The 19,200-nt window shown below is 66.4% G+C and carries 15 protein-coding genes; 11 read left to right on the top strand and 4 right to left on the bottom strand.

Annotation, left to right across the window (positions count from 1 at the left end; translation table 11 throughout):
- Positions 1-104: 104 nt before the first annotated feature.
- Together ACUY1T_RS12275 and ACUY1T_RS12270 are read right to left on the bottom strand one after the other, a co-directional pair.
- Complete coding sequence (locus ACUY1T_RS12275; RefSeq protein ID WP_446023163.1) at positions 105-665, bottom strand: hypothetical protein; 561 nt, start codon at positions 663-665, stop codon at positions 105-107.
- On the bottom strand, positions 662-2,101 hold the full coding sequence (locus ACUY1T_RS12270) for an ethylbenzene dehydrogenase-related protein (RefSeq protein ID WP_446023161.1): 1,440 nt from the start codon (positions 2,099-2,101) through the stop codon (positions 662-664). The genes ACUY1T_RS12275 and ACUY1T_RS12270 overlap by 4 nt, the downstream gene beginning before the upstream one ends.
- Positions 2,102-2,271: 170 nt before the next feature.
- On the opposite strand from ACUY1T_RS12270, the gene ACUY1T_RS12265 reads away from it, so the two are divergent.
- The 3 genes from ACUY1T_RS12265 to ACUY1T_RS12255 all read left to right on the top strand — a co-directional run bounded on the left by ACUY1T_RS12265 (position 2,272) and on the right by ACUY1T_RS12255 (position 6,886).
- Entirely contained in the window at positions 2,272-3,564 is a 1,293-nt protein-coding gene (locus ACUY1T_RS12265) for a ferredoxin reductase family protein (protein ID WP_446023159.1), read from the top strand.
- Positions 3,561-4,403 carry a cytochrome b5 domain-containing protein gene (locus ACUY1T_RS12260; RefSeq protein WP_446023158.1) on the top strand — a complete coding sequence of 281 codons (843 nt, stop codon included), beginning with the start codon at positions 3,561-3,563 and terminating at the stop codon, positions 4,401-4,403. Before ACUY1T_RS12265 ends, ACUY1T_RS12260 begins: the two co-directional genes overlap by 4 nt.
- Before the next feature lie 128 nt (positions 4,404-4,531).
- Entirely contained in the window at positions 4,532-6,886 is a 2,355-nt protein-coding gene (locus ACUY1T_RS12255) for an EAL domain-containing protein (protein ID WP_446023157.1), read from the top strand.
- Position 6,887: 1 nt separating this feature from the next.
- Here the strand turns inward: ACUY1T_RS12255 and ACUY1T_RS12250 are convergent, their stop codons facing one another.
- Complete coding sequence (locus ACUY1T_RS12250) at positions 6,888-7,688, bottom strand: TraX family protein (RefSeq protein WP_446023156.1); 801 nt, start codon at positions 7,686-7,688, stop codon at positions 6,888-6,890.
- A 92-nt stretch (positions 7,689-7,780) separates the two neighbouring features.
- On the opposite strand from ACUY1T_RS12250, the gene ACUY1T_RS12245 reads away from it, so the two are divergent.
- The 8 genes from ACUY1T_RS12245 (at position 7,781) to ACUY1T_RS12210 (ending at position 16,958) form a co-directional block, all read left to right on the top strand.
- Positions 7,781-8,740 (top strand): LysR family transcriptional regulator, encoded by a 960-nt coding sequence (locus ACUY1T_RS12245; protein ID WP_446023154.1) that lies wholly within the window; start codon positions 7,781-7,783, stop codon positions 8,738-8,740.
- 179 nt (positions 8,741-8,919) lie between these two features.
- Positions 8,920-9,462, top strand: a complete 543-nt coding sequence (locus ACUY1T_RS12240) for a TRAP transporter small permease subunit (protein ID WP_446023152.1) — start codon at positions 8,920-8,922, stop codon at positions 9,460-9,462.
- The gene (locus ACUY1T_RS12235) at positions 9,459-10,781 is read left to right on the top strand and encodes a TRAP transporter large permease (RefSeq protein ID WP_446023150.1); all 1,323 of its coding nucleotides are present in this window, start codon (positions 9,459-9,461) and stop codon (positions 10,779-10,781) included. Before ACUY1T_RS12240 ends, ACUY1T_RS12235 begins: the two co-directional genes overlap by 4 nt.
- Before the next feature lie 79 nt (positions 10,782-10,860).
- Complete coding sequence (locus ACUY1T_RS12230) at positions 10,861-11,919, top strand: TRAP transporter substrate-binding protein (RefSeq protein ID WP_446023148.1); 1,059 nt, start codon at positions 10,861-10,863, stop codon at positions 11,917-11,919.
- A gap of 113 nt (positions 11,920-12,032) precedes the next feature.
- Positions 12,033-13,412 carry a glutamine synthetase family protein gene (locus ACUY1T_RS12225; RefSeq protein ID WP_446023147.1) on the top strand — a complete coding sequence of 460 codons (1,380 nt, stop codon included), beginning with the start codon at positions 12,033-12,035 and terminating at the stop codon, positions 13,410-13,412.
- A 166-nt stretch (positions 13,413-13,578) separates the two neighbouring features.
- A complete protein-coding gene (locus ACUY1T_RS12220; RefSeq protein ID WP_446023145.1) occupies positions 13,579-14,964 on the top strand; it encodes an aldehyde dehydrogenase family protein in 1,386 nt (461 codons plus the stop codon).
- A gap of 19 nt (positions 14,965-14,983) precedes the next feature.
- On the top strand, positions 14,984-16,165 hold the full coding sequence (locus ACUY1T_RS12215; RefSeq protein WP_446023143.1) for an iron-containing alcohol dehydrogenase: 1,182 nt from the start codon (positions 14,984-14,986) through the stop codon (positions 16,163-16,165).
- A gap of 55 nt (positions 16,166-16,220) precedes the next feature.
- A complete protein-coding gene (locus ACUY1T_RS12210; protein WP_446023141.1) occupies positions 16,221-16,958 on the top strand; it encodes a glutamine amidotransferase-related protein in 738 nt (245 codons plus the stop codon).
- Here ACUY1T_RS12210 and ACUY1T_RS12205 read toward each other — a convergent pair.
- Positions 16,927-19,182, bottom strand: coding sequence for a heavy metal translocating P-type ATPase (locus ACUY1T_RS12205; protein WP_446023139.1), 2,256 nt, complete (start codon positions 19,180-19,182; stop codon positions 16,927-16,929). The two genes, ACUY1T_RS12210 and ACUY1T_RS12205, sit on opposite strands and share 32 nt — an antisense overlap.
- Between the last annotated feature and the right edge of the window lie 18 nt (positions 19,183-19,200).

Below are 19,200 nucleotides of genomic sequence, written 5' to 3'. Positions count from 1 at the left end.
CCGATCTTGGTAGCGCCATGTTGCATCGGCATGAACGAATGAAGACGATGTCATGACGCCGCGATTGCCTGGTGCCGACACGCTCGCTTGGGGGTGGGCTTGGTTCAGTCGTCGGTTCCGGCCGGCCGCTTGTGACGATACCCCAGCACGGCGCAGACCAGGCCGATGAGCACCATCACGGCGATGACCCAGAGCGGGCTGTAGAAGGTGGTGTAGACCTCCCAGCCGGTGAGGCGCAGCAGCTCGGAGAAGCGGGTCGTCGCGCCGGCCAGATGCCCCCCCAGGGTGCCGGTGGTGGCGAACAGCAGCCCGCCCATCAGTGCCAGGACCACCAGTACCCAGCGCCGGCTTCCTTCGAAGGCAGCCGCACCGGCCCGCCATACCAGCACGGTGAGCATGGTGTAGAGACCCAGCGACCACAGCGCCATCAGGATATGGTTGCGGACCATCGGGCTGGCCAGGTTGGCCTCCAGCGGCCAGACCAGCAGGCCGCTGACAATGGCGGCCAGAGCGCCGAGCAGGCTGAGTACCAGTACCGGCAGCAGGGCGGCGCGGCTGAGTTCGGCCAGGCGGCCGGGCAGCAGGGCGCCGATCAGGATCATCAGGGTGGCCAGCGCCCACAACGCCTCCGGAAAATGAACGAGCATATGGTGCATACCGGTCATGAGCGGTCTCCTCGGCGATGCGGGCGGAAGGTGGGCAGCAGGGCGAGGGTGACGCCGAGCATGGCGAGCAGGCCGGCGATCAGGGTCAGCCGCCACTGGCCGATGATGGCGTCGTTGAACTCCATCTCCACGCCGTAGAGCGCCAGCTGCTTCTCGCTGTGGCGGGGCCGGACCGGCTTGCCGGCGGCGATATCCGGGGCTCCGGCATGAGCGCGGCTGGTCAGCAGCGGCCAGTCCACCTGCCCGGGGTAGAACAGGGTCATCTCGAACCAGTCGTCGCTCCAGTCCGGGGAATCGCCGTCGATGCGTTGGGCCTGGATGTCGGCATGGCGGCCGAGACCCAGCGAATGGGGATGCGAGACGTAGTGCCAGCGGCTGCCGGTGGCGTTGCGGTGTACGGCGATGCCGATGTCGTAGACGCCCTGCTCGCGGAACGCCTTGTCATCCAGGGGGCTGCGGGTGTCCAGGTCGCGCACCAGGGTCACGTCCCAGTGACCGTCGGCCCAGCGGGCATCGCCGTGCACGCTGATATCGCTGCGTGAGCCCTCTCCCTCGCCGAGCAGGCGCCGGGGAATGACATCGCCATCCTGCCAGTCGTGGTCGGGATCGAACTCGACCGCCATGGCCCGGGAGAGATAGTAGATGCCGTCGAAATCGACCTGCTCGGCCTGGACGTCTTCCCAGCGCAACGCGTGGATGCCGGTGCTCTCGGGATCGAACATCCACTGCGGCTGGCCGGTCGCGCCGTCCCAGTTGGTGGTGAAGGGGCCCTGGCCGGCGTCTCCGAACCGGTCCTCGCCGATCCACTGGTCGTCGGAGGCGCCGATGGGGTTGGAGCGTCCGGCACGCCAGTGCCAGAGGTCGAGGAAGTAGCCGGCCTCGCGCTGGGCGGCGAGCGTCTCGGCATCCACCACGCTGCGCCAGTCGGCGGCGTCGCGGCGAGTCTCCGGAAGATGCTTCTGGACCTCCGTCAGGCCGAGCGTCTCGCCGAGATGGGGGTGGGCGCCCACCTCGGCAGGACTCGCCGAGTCGGTGAAGAAGCGCATCCGGTCGCCGACGGTGATATAGCCACCGTAGCGGCCGAAGTCCGGTACGCCACCATCGTCTACCAGCATGGTGACCCGGTCCTCGTAGGTGCCGTCCGGGTCCGGCCCGACACGTGACGCGCCGTGTCGCACCCAGGTGCCCCCTTCGTAGCGCAGCATGTCGTGATAGACATGGGCGCGCTCGGCGGGCCAGCGATAGCGGAAGAAGATCCGCTCGCCGTTGTAGGCTGCCTGCACCTGCAATGGCATGGTCAGTTCATCGGGGATATGGATATTGCGTTCGGGGTCATTGCCGACCACCCCTGAGCCCTGGGTGATCCAGGCCAGTCCGAGGGCGATCGGTAGGCCGAGGACCAGCCACGGGGCATTGCCCTTGTCATGACTCGCCATGTGCGCTCCTGCAACATCTCGTAAAAAGGCGGTATCTGAAGTCAGTGTGGACCACGCCATGATGAGCGAGCTGATCCAGATCAAGAGAGACGCGGCAATCCGTCACATCGGTTGAATGTGCCGGCCGATCCGCAACAATGAGCAGAAGGTGGGGGGACGAGGGAGGGGCGATGCGACGCTACCCGAAGCCGGGCGATGTCGCCTTGGTGGTGGCTCTGCTGGTGCCGCTGGCAGTGGCGCTGCCGCGTTTGGGTGGGCCGGGAGGCCCCCCCGAGCTGTGGCTCACCTGGGTCGGCCGGGTGACCGGTATCCTGGGGCTTTCCATGATGCTTCTGGCCGGCGTGGTGAGTTGCCGTGTGCCGGGGTTTGACAGGCCGTTCGGCGGGCTGGCACGGCTATGGCGCCTGCACCACTGGCTCGGCTTTACCGCTTTCATCATGGTGATGGTCCATGTTTTGGCGCTGGGGCTGGCGGCGGTGCCGGCATCCCTTGTCGCCGCGGTGGCCACCCTGTTTCCACCGCTGACCCAAGGGGCGATATGGCTCGGCTGGCTGGCCTGGGTGGCGTTGGTCGTGTTCCTGGCGCCCACCTTCGGCTTCTTTGGCAAACCCCATTATCAGCGCTGGAAGCACCTTCACCTGGTCTCGGCGGCGGCGTTGCTGCTTGGGCTTTGGCACGCACTGCTGCTGGCCGGGGAGGTCTGGCCGTGGTGGCTGCTCGGTATCGCTGGGCTGGGAGCCATCGCCTGGCGCAAGGGAGTGGCGCCGCAACGGCGGCATCCCTACCGGATCGAGAAAGTGGTTCCGCTGGCCCGCGGCGTGGTGGAACTGGTGCTGCGCCCCGAGGGGGATGGCATTCGCCACGAGGTGGGGCAGTTCGTCTACCTTACCCCCCTGGATGAGCGGCTTGCCGCCGGGCGTGGCGAGGAGCATCCCTACACCATCGCCTCGGCGCCTTCGGACACTCGCCTGCGTATCGGCCTCAAGGACTTGGGGGATGCCAGCCACGCCCTGCAGATGGTGACGCCGGAGACACGGGTACTGATCGAAGGGCCCTATGGGGAATTCTTCGGGCGCCGCTTCCCAGAGCGCGACATGCTCTGGCTGGGCGGCGGCATCGGCATCACTCCCTTCGTGAGTGGCGCCCGTGGTCTTGCCGGCGAGGCTGGTTTCGAGGGGCGCGTCCATCTGTTCTATCTGGCCAACAGCCCGGATCGCGCCTACTACCATGACGACTTCTGCAAGATCGCCGAGCGGATCGAGGAGTTCGCCTATACGCCACACTACTACCGTGACCATGGGCCGCTTACCGAGGCCTTTCTGCGCGAGCACTGCCCCGACTTCGCCGAGCGGGAGATCTACCTGTGCGGCCCGCCGGGAATGAATGCCCATCTGCAGCGGCTGCTGGCCGGGCAAGGGGTACCCGCTTCACGTATCCACAGCGAGGTCTTCGACTTCCTATGAACAAGATCGCCTATTCCGCCTTCATTGCTTTCGTGGCCAGCCTCTTCACCCTGGTTTCGATAAGCGCACTCTCGAGTAGCGAGCGTGACACGGCCGGGGACGAGAACCTCGATCCGATAACGCTGGACCAATTGGCCGAGCACGACAATGCCGATAGCTGCTGGAAGGCCATCCACGGCCGGGTCTACGACATCACCGGATATGTGCCCGACCACCCCACCGATGCAGAGGTCATTCTTGCATGGTGCGGCCGGGAAGCCACCGAAGGCTGGGACAACAAGCGTCCCGGTGTGCCCCATAGCCCCCGTGCCCAAGAGCGGTTGGAGCGTTACCTGATTGGACGCCTGGTCGATGAAGAGGGCGAGCCGGTCGAGCCAAGCGCGACAGCGCCCGCAGCGACCGATCCCCGCAGCGATACCGGCGCCGCACGGGCGAGCCTTTCGCCAGCCGAGGACGAGCGTCTGGCTCGTGCCATGCTGGGCTTGCCGCTGGATGGCCATTATCGCGGGGTCTTCACCGATCGTGGCAGCATTCAGGTCAACGTTACCTTCGACCTGCGAGATGGGCGGATACATTCGCTGGAATATCGTCATCTGGCCTATCGGGGCGTGGACTATCTGGTCCTCGAGGAGGGCGATGAGCAGTATCCGGTCATGTTGCAGCACCGCCAGATTGCCGAGCGCCTCGAGGGTGAGCCGATCACACGGATCTTTGCGCTCTACGAACCGGAGCGGATGGTCGATGACGTCGATGGCTACAGCGGAGCCACCCTGCGCGGAGCCAAGGTGATCTCGGCGATTCGCGATGCCTTGAACCGAGGCGTATACGCTTGGCCATAGGCCATGCAGGCGTAGCCGTGGTGTTGACGATCAAGGGCAGCCGAATTGCGTTGAGAGGCTGCCTCGCCAAACTGTGCGGTATCGAGTAAAGATAGAGTTGCGAAACAATAACAGACTCGGACCCCCGCATGTCCTTTCCCCCTCAGGATGAGCAACGCGAGCACGACACGGCACCGCCATCGAGTATTTCCCGCCGTCGTCAGCTGGCCCATGAGCAGGTGCGCCTGCTCTACGAGCGGCTGTGGCAGCCGGTATTGGCCAGTGTGCTGGCGGCTTGCCTGCTGGTGGGTGCCATGTGGCCGGTCATTCCACAAAGCTACTTGCTTGGCTGGCTGGGTGCGCTGGTCGCCGTGTCGGGCGGTCGCCTGTGGCTGGCCTGGTACTACCAGCGTCAACCGGCAAAGCAACGGCGTCAGCGGCGCTGGCTGTACCGCTTTGCCTGGGGCACCGGCATCGCCGGGGGCTTGTGGGGACTGGCCGGTCTGTCGATGTTCACCATGGAGCATCATGGCCAGCTGGCGGCGCTGGCGATCGTACTGACGGGCATTGCCGCCGGCGGGGTCACCACGCTCTCCTCGGTGGTATGGATGGCACCGCTGTTCGTCCTGCCCACCATGCTCCCGCTGCTGATCCAGCTGTTGCTGCAGGGCACTTCTCTTTCCTTGTTGCTCGCCGCCATGGTCGTACTGTTCCTGGGGCTGGTGCTCATCATCAATCGTCGCCTGCATCGCACCATTTCCGACAACATCGCCCTGCGCCTGATCGTCTCTTCGCGCGAGCGGCAGCTGCGCGTCAGCGAGGCGCGCTACCGCGCCATCTTTCGCCATACGCCGCTGGGCGTGATGCACTTCGACCGCGAGGGGAGGGTGGTCGACTGCAACGAGATGTGTCTCGACATTCTCGGCACCAGTCGCCAGCGCCTGCTGGGCATGAACCTGTTGACGCAATTGAGCGACGAGCGCGTGACCGGGGCGGTACGCGACGCCTTGGAGAGCGGTACCGGCTACTTCGAGGGCACCTATCGCACCGTGATCAGCGGCAAGCAGACCCCCCTGCGTGCCTTCTACAGCGCTTTGCGCAACGAATCCGGCGAGGTGGTGGGGGGGGTGGCGATCATCGAGGACTTCACCGAGCGCAAGCTGGCGGAGGAGACCATCCACCGTCAGGCCTATTACGATCCGCTTACCGAGCTGCCCAATCGGCGCCTGCTGATCGAGACGCTGGCCTCCACCATCCGCGACCGCCGCGACGACGGGCGCGTCGGCCTGGTGATGTTCCTCGACCTGGATCGCTTCAAGATCATCAATGACACCCTGGGGCATGCGGTGGGCGACGAGTTGCTGCGCCAGGTCAGCAAGCGGTTGTTGCTGGGCATCGACAAGGACGCCATGGCGGCACGGCTCAGTGGCGATGAGTTCGTCGTGCTGATGCCGGCATTGAGCACCGACCGCGAAGCCGAAATCCAGCGTGCCGAACACCGCGCCGAGCGCCTGCTCTCGACCCTGCGCAGGGCCTACGACCTGGGTGGGCAACGCATCAGCGTGACGCCGAGCATCGGCTACACCCTGTTTCCCCTGGGCGATGAAGACGTGGGCGACGTGCTGCGTCACGCCGACACCGCCATGTACCAGGCCAAGCTGAAGGGACGGGCGCAGATCTGCGGCTACGAGCCCTCCATGCAGACCCAGATGAGCTGGCGCCTGGAGATGGAGCAGGCGCTGCGACATGCCCTGGCCGAGGAACAGCTCAGTATCGCCTTCCAGCCCCAACTCGACGAACATGAGCGTGTCATCGGTGGGGAGGCGCTGATGCGCTGGCAGCATCCCCGCCATGGTTGGGTCTCGCCCGAGGTGTTCATTGCCATCGCCGAGGAAAGCGACCTGATCGTCGAGCTGGAGACCTGGATGCTGGATCGCTGCTGCGGGATGCTGGCACGCCTGCCGGTCGAGGTCCTGCCGCGCCTGTCGGTCAATATCAGTGTACGCCATTTCACTCAGCCCGGTTTCGTCGAGGGGCTCACCTGGGTGACCGGCACCCATGGCATCGACCCGGCACGGCTCGTCGTGGAGCTGACCGAAAGCATCATGATCGACGGGCTGGAAGATGCCGTCGAGCGCATGCAGGCGCTCAAACGGCTGGGGGTGCACCTGGCCCTGGATGATTTCGGTACGGGATTCTCGTCGCTCTCCTATCTGAAGTCGCTGCCGCTGGACGAACTCAAGATCGATCGCAGCTTCGTCAGCAACCTGGATGCCGACGGCAGCGATGCCGCCATCGTCGAGACGGTACTGGCCATGGCCCAGCATCTCGGCATCGACGTGGTAGCGGAAGGGGTGGAGAACGAGGCCCAGCATGAATTCCTGCGGGCGCGCGGCTGTCGACTGTTCCAGGGCTATCATTTCTACCGGCCCATGCCGGGCGAGGCGTTCGAAGCGCTACTGGCCGGCAGGGAAGTGGAGGAAGCCGGCCAGGGCCGGACCTGAGTCAGCCGAGCGCACCGCTGGCCCACAGCCACAGGGCGATCAGGGCGAAGTGGCCGGGGTACCACGCCAGCCACAGCCGGCGGGGCATGGCGGCAGGAACGACAGGCGTGAGGCGGTGGGCGCCGGCGGCCAGCCACAGCACCACGAGGCAGGTGGCGACGGTGAACGACTTGGCCATGTCGGAGCTGTTCATCAGCCCCGCCACGACCAGCAGCGGCACGGCCAAGGCGACGGCAGCGAGGCGCTCGGCTAGCGACTCTCCGGCATCGTGCAGATGGTGCATGGCAAGCATGAACAGCGGGATCAGCAGCAGCCCCCGGTGGCCGTACTCGACCCAACCGCCGAGCAGGTACCAGACCGCCAGGGTGGCGGCAAGCGCCGCCCCCAGCCAGGCGCTGTCCAGGCTGCCGCTGCGATGGCGGGCGAGCAGCTCGCGCAGCCAGGCACCCCAGGCCAGACCCAGCGCCAGGGTAAAGCAGACATTGAGAATGAAGGCATCGGAAGCCCGCGGCATCAGCATGTAGGGGAGCTGTGCGGCAATGCCAATGATCAGGATGCGCCGGGCATAGCGCAGCGGATTGCGCGTATTGAACAGGCCGTGCCAGGCGACCATGGCGGCGAACAGGGGGAAGGCGATGCGGCCCAGCGACGATCCCGCCCAGCCGAGTTCCCAGCCGGCGGGTAGCACGTAGCGGGTCAGATGGTCGATGGTCATGGTGGCGAGCGCCAGCCACTGGCCCCAGCCGGTCCAGGTGGAAACGGGGCGCTCGGGTACCGCCCGGGCGACGGCCTCTACTGTCATGGAACCTCCCTGTCACGATGATGACAGCTTTCTGACCGGTGCGCTGTGCGGGGAGTTCCAGCGCCCGGGTGGCGTGTAGCGAGGATATACGAATGCGCAGCGGCTTCGGTTTCGATCTTCGCAGCATGGAGATCTTCGTCGAGACCCTGGAGCAGGGCAGCCAGAGCGCGGCGGCCAGGCGACTGGGTCTCAAGCAGTCCTCGGTATCGCAGAGCCTGGCGAACCTGGAGGAGAGCATGGGCGTGACGCTGTTCAAGCGTCACTCCCGGCCGTTGGAGCCGACCAGCGCGGGACGCTTCTTCTACGACCGCGCCCGACGCCTGCTCGACGACGCACGCAATACCCGGCGCGAGTTGGTCAGCGGCGGTTTCGGCCAGCTTCATCAGGTACGCCTGGCGCTGGTCGACTCGCTGGCCACGGCGGTGGGACAGCCGCTGATTGAGCTGATCCGACGCCATACCCGCGACTATACCCTGACCACGGGACTGTCACACATGCACGGCCACTCCCTGCTGACACGTCATGTGGACATCATCATTTCCGATGACCGGCTGGAAAACTATGACGGCCTGGAGCGTCACGCCCTGCTGCGCGAGCCCTTCGTGCTGGTGGTGCCGCTCTCCTGGAACGGTCCGCTGGACAATCTGCGCTGGCTGGCGCGCCACCTGGACTTCGTGCGCTATACGCCGCAGTCGCTGATCGGCCAGGCGATCGAGCGACACCTGCGCCTGAACCAGCTCGAACTGCCGGCCCGCCTGCATCTCGACAACACCTTCGCCGTGCTGCGCCTGGTCAGTGCCGGTGCGGGCTGGACCGTTACCACGCCGCTGTGCCTCTATCAGGCCGGCCTCGACAGCCTGCAGGTCACGGTGGCGCCACTGCCGCTGGCGCCGCTGACCCGGGAGCTGACCCTGGTGGCCCGGCGCGACGAGCTGGGCGAGCTGCCCGCCCTGTTGGCCCGCGACAGCCGCCGCCTGCTCGAGCAGCATTTCCGCGCCCAGCTGGAGCGGGCGCTGCCCTGGCTCTCCGCCGAGGTTGTCACCCCGACGTGAACTCTCCGACACAGCCCTCAATTGTGCACTGAGTGGGTGCGCGGGGCAGCGCAGGCGTTCCCTCCTGAAGCACTATCGATTTCATCGATACTTAACGCGCCGCCGATATCGATGCTTGTTGCGCAATCTCGAATTGCCCGCGAAGACTGGAGCGAAACCCAAGCGATCGGTGCTGGAAGATGCCAAGAATAATAACGCTCTACGTGCGTTGGGTGGATGGGTTCAACCGGGTGGTGGGACGCATCGTCATGTTCCTGATCTTCGTCATGATCGGCGTGCTGCTCTACGCCTCGGTAGCGCGTACCGCTTTCAATAGCCCCTTGATCTGGAGCATCGAGGTCTCGCAGTTCATGATGGCCGCCTATTACCTGCTGGGCGGCGCCTACGCCATGCAGATGGGCTCACATGTGCGCATGGATCTGTTCTACTCGCGCTGGTCCGACCGCACGCGGGCGATCGTCGACGCCATGACCATCGTGCTGCTCATCGTCTTCCTCGGTGCGCTGCTGTTCGGTGGCATGTCCAGCACCGAGTACGCCCTGCGCTACGGCGAGAAGAGCTACACCTCCTGGGCGCCGCGACTGGCGCCGATCAAGATCGTCATGACCTTCGGCGTCCTGCTGATGCTGTTGCAGAGCGTCTCGACCCTGTTCAAGGACATCGCCCGGGCGCGCGGCGTGGTGCTGGAAGGCGTGGTGCTGGAAGGGGAGAATCTCGAATGAGCTACGAGATGATCGCCCTGACGATGTTCTCGACCATGATGCTGCTGCTGCTCACCGGGCAGCGGGTATTCGGCGTGATCGGCTTCGTCGGTGCCGCTTCGGCGCTGCTGCTGTGGGGTCAGGGCGGCGTAGAGATGCCGTTCAGCGCCGCCATCCAGCTGATGAACTGGTATCCGCTGCTGACCCTGCCGCTGTTCATCTACATGGGCTACATGCTCTCCGAGTCGGGCATCGCCAGCGAGCTCTACGAGATGTTCCACGTCTGGATGGGCTCGCTCAGGGGCGGCCTGGCAGTGGGCACCATCGGCCTGATGGTGGTGGTCTCGGCGATGAACGGGCTGAGCGTGGCCGGCATGGCGATAGGTGCCACCATCGCCTTGCCCGAACTGCTGCGCCGCGGCTACGACAAGATCATGGTCACCGGCGTGATCCAGGCCGGAAGCTCCCTGGGTATCCTGGTGCCGCCCAGCGTGGTGCTGGTGCTCTACGGCATGATCGCACGCCAGCCGGTGAGTCAGCTGTGGCTGGCCGGGGCCATTCCCGGGCTGATCCTGGCCGGGTTGTTCGTGCTCTACATCGTCATTCGCTGCCGCCTGCAGCCGCACCTGGGCCCGGCGCTACCCGCCGAGGAGCGCCAGATGAGCCTGGGCGAAAAGCTCAAGCTGCTGCGTGCCGGCATCCTGCCGCTGCTGATCTTCTTCTTCATGACCGGGCTGTTCCTGATGGGCGTGACCAGCCTGGTGGAGAGTTCGGCGGTGGGGGCGGTGTCCGCCACCCTGGCGGCACTGATCAAGCGGCGCCTGAGCTGGAAGGTGATCGAGAGCACCGTACGCAAGACGCTCGGCATCAGCTGCATGTTCATGTGGATCATCCTCGCCGCGCTGTGCTTCGGTGCGGTGTTCGACGGCCTGGGTGCGGTGCGCGCCATCGAGAACGTGTTCCTCGACCGGATCGGCATGAGCCCGTGGCAGATCCTGGTAATGATGCAGCTCTCCTACATCCTGCTCGGCATGTTCCTCGACGATACCGCCATGCTGGTGATCGTGGCGCCGCTCTACGTGCCGCTGGTGATCAGCCTCGGCTTCGATCCGATCTGGTACGGCGTGCTCTACACCATTACCGTGCAGATCGCCTACATGACCCCACCGTTCGGCTACAACCTGTTCCTGATGCGCGCCATGGCGCCGCCGGAGATCTCGCTGGGCGACATCTACCGCAGCGTCTGGCCCTTCGTCGGCATCATGCTGATCGGGTTGGCGCTGATCACCCTTTTCCCGCAGCTGGCGCTGTGGCTGCCGCAGCTCTATCGCGGCTACTGACACCCCAGGAGGTGAACCCGGCACGACGAAAGAGCACCGCGTTTCTTCCCACAACAAGCAAAACAGCAGGAGAAGAGAAATGACTAATCGTCGCGATTTCCTCAAGAAGGCGGGCCTGGCCACTGCCGCCACCGTGGGGGCCACGACCCTCTCGGCGCCCTACGTGCATGCCCAGTCGCGCAGCCCGATTCGCTGGCGCCTGCAGACCTACGCCGGGCCGGCGCTGGCCGCCCACGTCATCAAGCCCTCCATCGATGCCTTCAACAAGGCCGCCAACGGCGAGATGGAGATCGAACTCTACTACGCCGACCAACTGGTGCCCACCGGCGAGCTGTTCCGTGCCATGCAGCGCGGCACCATCGACGCCGTGCAGAGCGACGACGACTCGATCAACGCCCCGGTCGACGTCTCGGTGTTCGGCGGCTACTTCCCGTTTGCCTCGCGCTACAGCCTCGACGTGCCGGCGCTGTTCCATCACTACGGGCTCAAGGAAATCTGGGAAGAGGCCTACGGCGAGGTCGACGGCGTCACCTGGCTGGGCTCGGGCGCCTGGGACCCGTGCAACTTCGTCACCCGCGACCCGATCAGAAGCCTCGATGACCTGCAGGGCAAGCGCGTCTTTACCTTCCCCACCGCGGGGCGCTTCCTCAGCCGCTTCGGCGTGGTACCGGTGACCCTGCCGTGGGAGGACATCGAGGTCGCCATGCAGACCCGCGAACTCGACGGTATCGCCTGGGCCGGCATCACCGAGGCTTACACCGTGGGCTGGGCGGACGTCAGCAACTACTACCTGACCAACAACATCTCCGGTGCCTGGGCGGGATCGTACTTCGCCAACAGCGACCGTTGGAACGAGGTGCCCGAGCACCTGCAGATGTTGTTCAAGCTGTGCATGGACAGCTCCCACTACTACCGCCAGCACTGGTACTGGTGGGGCGAAGCCCACTACCGTACCACCGGCGGCAAGCTGGAGCTGACCTCGATCCCTGAGGAGGAGTGGCAGCGGTTGGAGGACGAGGCCTTGGCCTTCTGGGACGAGATCGCCCAAGAGAGCGAACGCAGTGCCCGGGTGGTGCAGATCCTCAAGGACTATCGCGAGACCATGCAACAGGCAGGGCCTCCCTACCGCTACGGTTGAGGGAAGGACGGGAGTGCCGGGCCCGGCTCGATGCTCCCGTCGGCTTTCATCGAACGGTTTCTAAGAACTGTCTTGACGAACAATGACAACGAAGGGTGGACGAGGAAGCAACCATGAGCCGACTCCAGGCGAGAGACGTGAAGAGTGCAGACGACGCCCGGCGTATCGTCGAACAACGCGGCCTCAGCCACGTCAAGGTAGGCATGTTCGACATCGACGGCGTGATGGTCGGCAAGTACATGCGCCGCGACAAGTTCTTCCATGCCTTGAGCGAGGGCTTCGCCTTCTGCGACGTGGTGCTGGGCTGGGACAGCAAGGACGAGCTCTACGACAACGTGAAGTACACCGGCTGGCATACCGGCTATCCCGATGCCGCGCTGCGGGTGGTGCCCGAGAGCTGCCGCGAGCTGCCCTGCGAGGGCGACATGCTGCTGTTCCTGGCCGAGTTCACCGGCCCGGCCGAGACGATCTGCCCACGCGGGCTGCTACGCCGCGTGTTGGCGAAGGCTGAGGAGATGGGCTTTCAAGCCTGCGGCGCGCTGGAGTACGAATTCTTCCTGTTCCAGGAGACGCCGGAGTCGGTGCGCGAGAAGGGCTTTCGCAACCTGAGGCCGCTGACTCCCGACATGATGGGCTATTCGATGCTCAGGAGCTCCGTGCACGGTGAGCTCTACCACGAACTGCTGGGCATGGCCGAGACAATGGACTTCCCCATCGAAGGGCTGCACACCGAGACCGGCCCCGGTGTCCTGGAAGCGGCGATTCGCGTCGACGAGGCACTGGCCGCCGGCGACAAGGGTGCGCTGTTCAAGACCTTCACCAAGGTGTGGGCGCAACGCCGTGGGCTGATGGCCACCTTCATGGCCAAGTGGTCGCCGGACTACCCTGGGCAGAGCGGCCATATTCACCTCTCGCTCAACCAGCTCGACAGCGGTGAGTCAGCTTTCTTCGACGCCAACAAGCCCCATGGCATGAGCGATATCCAGCGCCATTTCGTCGCCGGCCAGCAAAAGCTGATGCCGGAATTCCTGGCCATGTTTGCCCCCACGGTGAACAGCTACACCCGCCTGATCCCCGGCTTCTGGGCACCCACCGATGCCACCTGGGGGGTGGAGAACCGCACCACCGCGCTGCGGGTGATTCCCGGCAGTGCCAAGTCGCAGCGGGTCGAGTACCGTCTGGGCAGCGCCGATGCCAATCCCTACCTGGCGCTGGCCGCGGCGATCGGCTCGGGCCTCCATGGTATCGAGCAGCGGCTCGAGCCGGACGAGGCGGTGACCGGTAACGCCTACGAGCTGGCCCACCCCGAGCACCAGGCGCTGGCGCGCACGCTGTGGGAGGCCGCCCAGCGCTTGAAGGCCTCCGAAGCGGCACGCAACCTGTTCGGCGACGCCTTCGTCGAGCACTTCGCGGCCACTCGTGAATGGGAAGAACGCCAATTCCGCCGGCATATCACCGATTGGGAGTTGGATCGTTATTTCGAGATCATCTGAGCTACGGGCTACGGGCTACGGGCTACGGGCTACGGGCTACGGGCTACGGGCTACGGGCTACGGGCTACGGGCTACGGGCTACGGGCGGTTTTGGGGTTCGCAGCTCGAGGCTCGTGACTCGTGCCTTTACACGATTCGTCGTCGGTAACGAGAGGATCAAGAGACTATGGCCATACAGAAGACGATTTCTCCGGTCGACGGTTCGGTCTACGTCGAGCGGGAGCTGGCCGACCCGGCGCGGGTCGAGGCGGCGCTGGAACGAGCGGTGGCGGCGCAGCGCGCGTGGCGCGAGACGAGCCTCGCCGAGCGCGCGCAGCTGTGCTCGAAGATGGTCGATGCCTTCGTCGCCCGGCGCGACGAGCTGGCGCTGGAGCTGACCTGGCAGATGGGCCGGCCGGTCGCCGTGTCCGGCGGCGAAATTGGTGGTTTCGAGGACCGCGCGCGCACCATGATCGCGATGGCCGAGGAGGCGCTGGCACCGATCCGCCTGGCCGAGAAGCCGGGCTTCACCCGCTACATCACCCGCGAGCCGCTGGGCGTGTCGTTCATCGTCGCGCCGTGGAATTTTCCCTTCATGACCGCGGTGAATGCCGTGGTGCCGGCGATCATGGCCGGCAACGCGGTGATCCTCAAGCACTCCGCCCAGACCCCGCTGTGCGCCGAACGCTTCCAGCAGGCCTTCGATGAAGCTGGCCTGCCCGAGGGTGTGTTCCAGCACCTGCACCTCTCTCATGAGGCGGCAGAAGCGGTCATCGGAGACGGTCGCATCGCTCATGTCTCCTTCACCGGCTCGGTGGCGGGCGGGGCGATGGTCGAGCGCAACGCCGCCGGGCGCTTCATCGCCACCGGGCTGGAACTCGGCGGCAAGGACCCGGCCTACATCCGTGCCGACGTGAACCTCGACGAGGCGGTACCCGGCGTGATGGACGGCGCCTTCTTCAATTCGGGGCAGAGCTGCTGCGGCATCGAGCGCATCTACGTGCACGAGTCGATCTTCGACGACTTCGTCGAACGTGCCGTGGCCTGGGTGCGCCAGCTCAGGCTCGGCAATCCCACCGACCCCGCGACCACCCTGGGGCCGCTGGTGCGCCCCGCGGCGGCGGACTTCGTGCGCGGCCAGGTCGAGGAGGCGGTGGCCGCCGGCGCCAAGGCGTGGATCGACCCCGGCGACTACCCGCTCTCGCGGCCCGGCAGCGCCTACCTGGCGCCGCAGGTGCTGACCGATGTCGACCACTCGATGCGGGTCATGACCGAGGAGAGCTTCGGCCCGGTGGTCGGCATCATGCCGGTAGCGGACGACGACGAGGCCGTGCGGCTGATGAACGACAGCGACTTCGGTCTCACCGCTGCCGTGTTCACCCGCGACATCGCGACTGGCGAGGCCATCGCCCGGCGCCTCGAGGCCGGCACCGTGTTCACCAACCGCTGCGACTACCTCGACCCGGAGCTGGCCTGGACCGGCGTCAAGCAGTCGGGGCGCGGCTGTTCGTTGTCGCGCATTGGTTACGAGACGCTGACCCGGCCCAAGTCGTTCCACCTCAAACACGCCTGAGCTGGCCCAGGAGAATGCCATGAGCCAAGACATGAACCACTACACCATGGGCTGGAACTACCCCTCGAACATCCTTACCGGGGCGGGGCGCATTCGCGACCTGCCCGGGGCGTGCAAGGCATTGGGCATGGGCGCGCCGCTGCTGATCACCGACCCAGGGCTTGCGGCACTGCCGATGGTGCAGGCGTGCGTACAGGCGTGCCAGGATGCCGGCCTGCGCATTGCCGTGTTCAGCCAGGTCAAGGGCAACCCCACCGGGCGCAACGTGCTCGACGGCATGGCTGCCTTTCGCAATGGCAGCCACGATGGCGTGATCGCCTTCGGTGGCGGCTCCGGGCTCGACGCCGCCAAGGCGGTGGCGCTGATGGCCAACCAGCGCGACGGGCTCTCGCTGTGGTCGCTGGAGGACATCGGCGACAACTGGAAGAACGCCGACGCCAAGGCCATCGCTCCCGTCGTTGCCGTGCCGACCACCGCTGGCACCGGTTCCGAGGTGGGGCGCGCCTCGGTGATTACCGACGAGGCGGAGCACGTCAAGCGCATCATCTTCCACCCTGGCATGGTGCCGGCTACGGTAATCCTCGACCCCGAACTCACCGTGGGGCTGCCGCCGGCAATCACTGCCGCCACCGGCATGGACGCACTGTCGCACTGCATGGAGGCGTGGTGCTCGCCGCTCTACCATCCCATGGCAGAAGGCATCGCCGTGGAAGGCATGCGCCGCATCGATCTCTATCTGCAGCGCGCCTATAGCGACGGTAGCGACCTCGAGGCGCGCATGAACATGCTGGCGGCATCCAGCATGGGCGCGACCGCCTTCCAGCGCGGCCTGGGCGCCATGCATGCCCTGGCGCACCCGCTCGGTGCGCTGTTCGACGCTCATCACGGAACCTTGAACGCCGTGCTGATGCCCTACGTGCTGCGTGCCAACGAGCGGGCCATCGGCGAGCCCATGGTGCGCCTGGGCCGCTATCTCAATCTGGACCAGCCGGGCACGACGGCAGTCATCGACTGGGTGCTGGGCCTGCGCGAGCGGCTCGGCATCCCGCATACCCTGGCCGAGCTGGGCATCGATACGCGCCAGGCCGACAAGGTCGGGCGCATGGCGGTGGCGGATCCCTCGTCGGGTACCAACCCGGTCGCCTTCGATGCCAACGAGTACCGCGGTATCTTCGTTGCCGCCGTGGAAGGCCGACTGTGATGATGTGTGGCCTGCGATGCCATGGGTGGCAGACTGGAGTACCAGGGAAGGTCCAATGAAAGGAGATTCACCGATGCGCATCGGGCTATTGCAGTGCGATGACGTGGCGCCGGAACTGCGCGAGGCCCACGGCAACTATCCGGAAATGTTCGCCGCCCTGTTCCAGCGGGTCGATCCTACGCTGGAGTTCCAGGTCTGGCGTTGCCTGGATGGCGAGATACCCGACGACCTCGATGCCGTCGATGCCTGGATGACCACCGGCTCCAAGTACGGCGTCAACGATGGGTTGCCCTGGGTCGACGAGCTGTGCGAATTCGTGCGTCAACTGTGGCGGGCCGGCAAGCCGCTGGTGGGCATCTGCTTCGGCCATCAGCTGATGGCCAAGGCGCTGGGCGGCGAGGTGGTCAAGAGCGAAAGAGGGTGGGGCGTGGGCATGTCGTTCAACCGCATCCAGGCCCGGGCGGCGTGGATGGAGCCCTGGCAGCCGGGCCTCGACCTGCTGGTCAGCCACCAGGACCAGATCGAGGCACTGCCTCCCGAGGCCGTCGTCGTCGGCGGCAGCGACTTCTGCCCCCACTACCTGATGCAGGTCGGCGAGCACTTCCTCGGCGTGCAGGGCCACCCCGAATTCACCAAGGCATACTCGCGCGATCTCATGGCTCTGCGCCGCGAGCTGGTCGGCGACGAGCGCGTACGGCAAGGCGAGACGTCGCTCATCGCCGCGGTCGACGACGCGCTGATGGCGCGCTGGATCGTCAACTTCATGCAGCGTGCCGTGGCTCTTCGCTCTTGACCGCCGATAGCTGGGCAGGAACGGACTCGACGCCGCTCGGCCGTAGCAGCCTTAGTCCGTTGGCTACCACGATCAGGCTGGCGCCCATGTCGGCGAACACCGCCATCCACAGGGTGGCGTGACCGCTGAAGGCCAGCGCCATGAATACCGCCTTGAGGCCCAGGGCGATGGCGATGTTCTGCATCAGCACCGCGCGCGTGCGCCGTGACAGGCGCAGGAAGTCGGCAAGCCGGCGCGGGTCGTCGTCCATCAGGGCGACGTCGGCGGTCTCGATGGCGGCGTCGCTGCCGAGCGCCCCCATGGCGAAGCCGATGTCGGCACGGGCCAGCGCCGGGGCGTCGTTGATGCCGTCGCCCACCATGCCCACGGGGCCCCGGGCGGCGCGGGCCTCGATCATCGCCAGCTTGTCCTCGGGCAGCAGCGAGCCGTGGGCCTCGTCGATGCCGGCCTGGGCGGCCATCGCGGCCACGCTGGCCGGGTTGTCGCCGCTGAGCATCAGCGTGGTCACGCCCAGGCGATGCAGCGCCTCGACCGCCTCGCGGCTCTCATCGCGCAGCGGGTCGCCGACGGCGAACAGCGCCAGCGGCTGGCTTTCCTGCCCCACGATCACCAGGGTCTCGCCGCGGGCCTCGTGCTCGGCCAGGTGGGCCTCGAGCGTGCCGTCTACCGTTGCGAACCGTTGCATCAGCCGGCGGTTGCCGAGCCAGACGCTGTGCTCGCCCTGCCGGGCGATGACGCCGCGGCCGGGCAGTTCCTGCACGTCGCTCACTTCCAGCGGAACGATGCTGTCTGCCTCGGCGGCACGCGCCAGGGCCGCCGACACCGGGTGCGAGGAGCGAACGGCGAGCCCCGCCGCCAGGCCGCGCAGCTTGGTCTGGGCGGATTCGTCCAGCGCCGGGTCGAGCGGGTGCCAGGCACGCTGGGAGGGGCGGCCTTGGGTCAGGGTGCCGGTCTTGTCGAAGGCCAGCGTAACCAGCCGATGGCCCTGCTCGAGCACGTTGCCACCCTTGATCAGGATGCCCGAGCGTGCGGCGGCGGCCAGGCCGCTGACGATGGTCACCGGAGTGGAGATCACCAGCGCGCAGGGGCAGGCGATCACCAGCAGTACCAGCGCGCGGTAAACGCCATCGAGCCAGCCGATACCGAACAGCCATGGCCAGCTGAGCGCCACCAGCAGGGCTATGCCGAACACCGCCGGGGTGTAGACGGTGGCGAAGCGATCGATGAAGCGCTGGGTGGGGGCACGGCTGGCCTGGGCCTGCTCGACGGTATGGATGATGCGGGCCAGGGTGGTGTCGCTCGCCGCACGACTGGTGCGATAGAGGAACTCGCTGCCCTGGTTGACGCTCCCGGCGAACACGGCCTCGCCCGGTGCCTTGTCCACCGGCAGGCTCTCGCCGGTGATGGGAGATTCGTCCAGCGCCGGGTGGCCCTCGGCGACACTGCCGTCCAGCGCCAGGCGTTCTCCGGGGCGCACCCGAACCAGGCTACCCACGGCAACGTCGCTGGCTGGAAAGGAACGGAAGCTGCCATCCGGCTGCTGCACGCTGGCGCTTTCCGGTGCCAGCGTGAGCAGCTCGCGAATGGCATTGCGCGCCCGGCCCAGCGAGCGTGCCTCGATGCGCTCGGCCAGGGTGAACAGCACCAGTACCATGGCCGCCTCGGCCCACTGGCCGATCAGCAGAGCGCCGGTCACCGCCACGCTCATCAAGGCATTGATGTTGAGGGTGCGATGACGCAGGGCGATGAAGCCCTTCTTCCAGGTCGGTAGGCCGACCAGGGCAATGGCCGTCAGCGCCAGCGCGGCGGCAAGCCAGGGCTCGGCCAGCTCCAGCCAGTGGCTGGCCTCGGCGGCCAGGGCGAGAGTGGCGGCCACGCCGATCTTCCACCAGGGCTCCTCGTCGCTGGCTGCCGGTGCCGTGCGCTGGGTCGGGTCATCGCGTTCGGCGGTCATGCCGGTGGCGGCGATTCGCCGCCGGATGGCCTCCTCGCCGACATCCCGGTGGTGCACGGTGAGCCGGCGGCCGATCAGGTCGAAGTCGAGCCGCTCGATGCCAGGCATGTCCGCCAGTGCCCGGCGCAACAGGCCCTCCTCGGTAGGGCAACACATCGCCTCGATGCGCAGGCGCAGCGACTGCGTGTCAGGGGAAGGATCGTCCCGCTTCGGCGGGGCCGGGGTATCGACGGTGCAGCCGCCGCCGGAGCAGCAGGATCGTTCGGCCATGGTAGAACTCCGTGTCAT

Source organism: Billgrantia sp. Q4P2 (assembly GCF_052806135.1).
The sequence above is the reverse complement of the archived record's forward strand: the minus strand, read 5'-3'. Positions and strand labels throughout refer to the sequence as shown.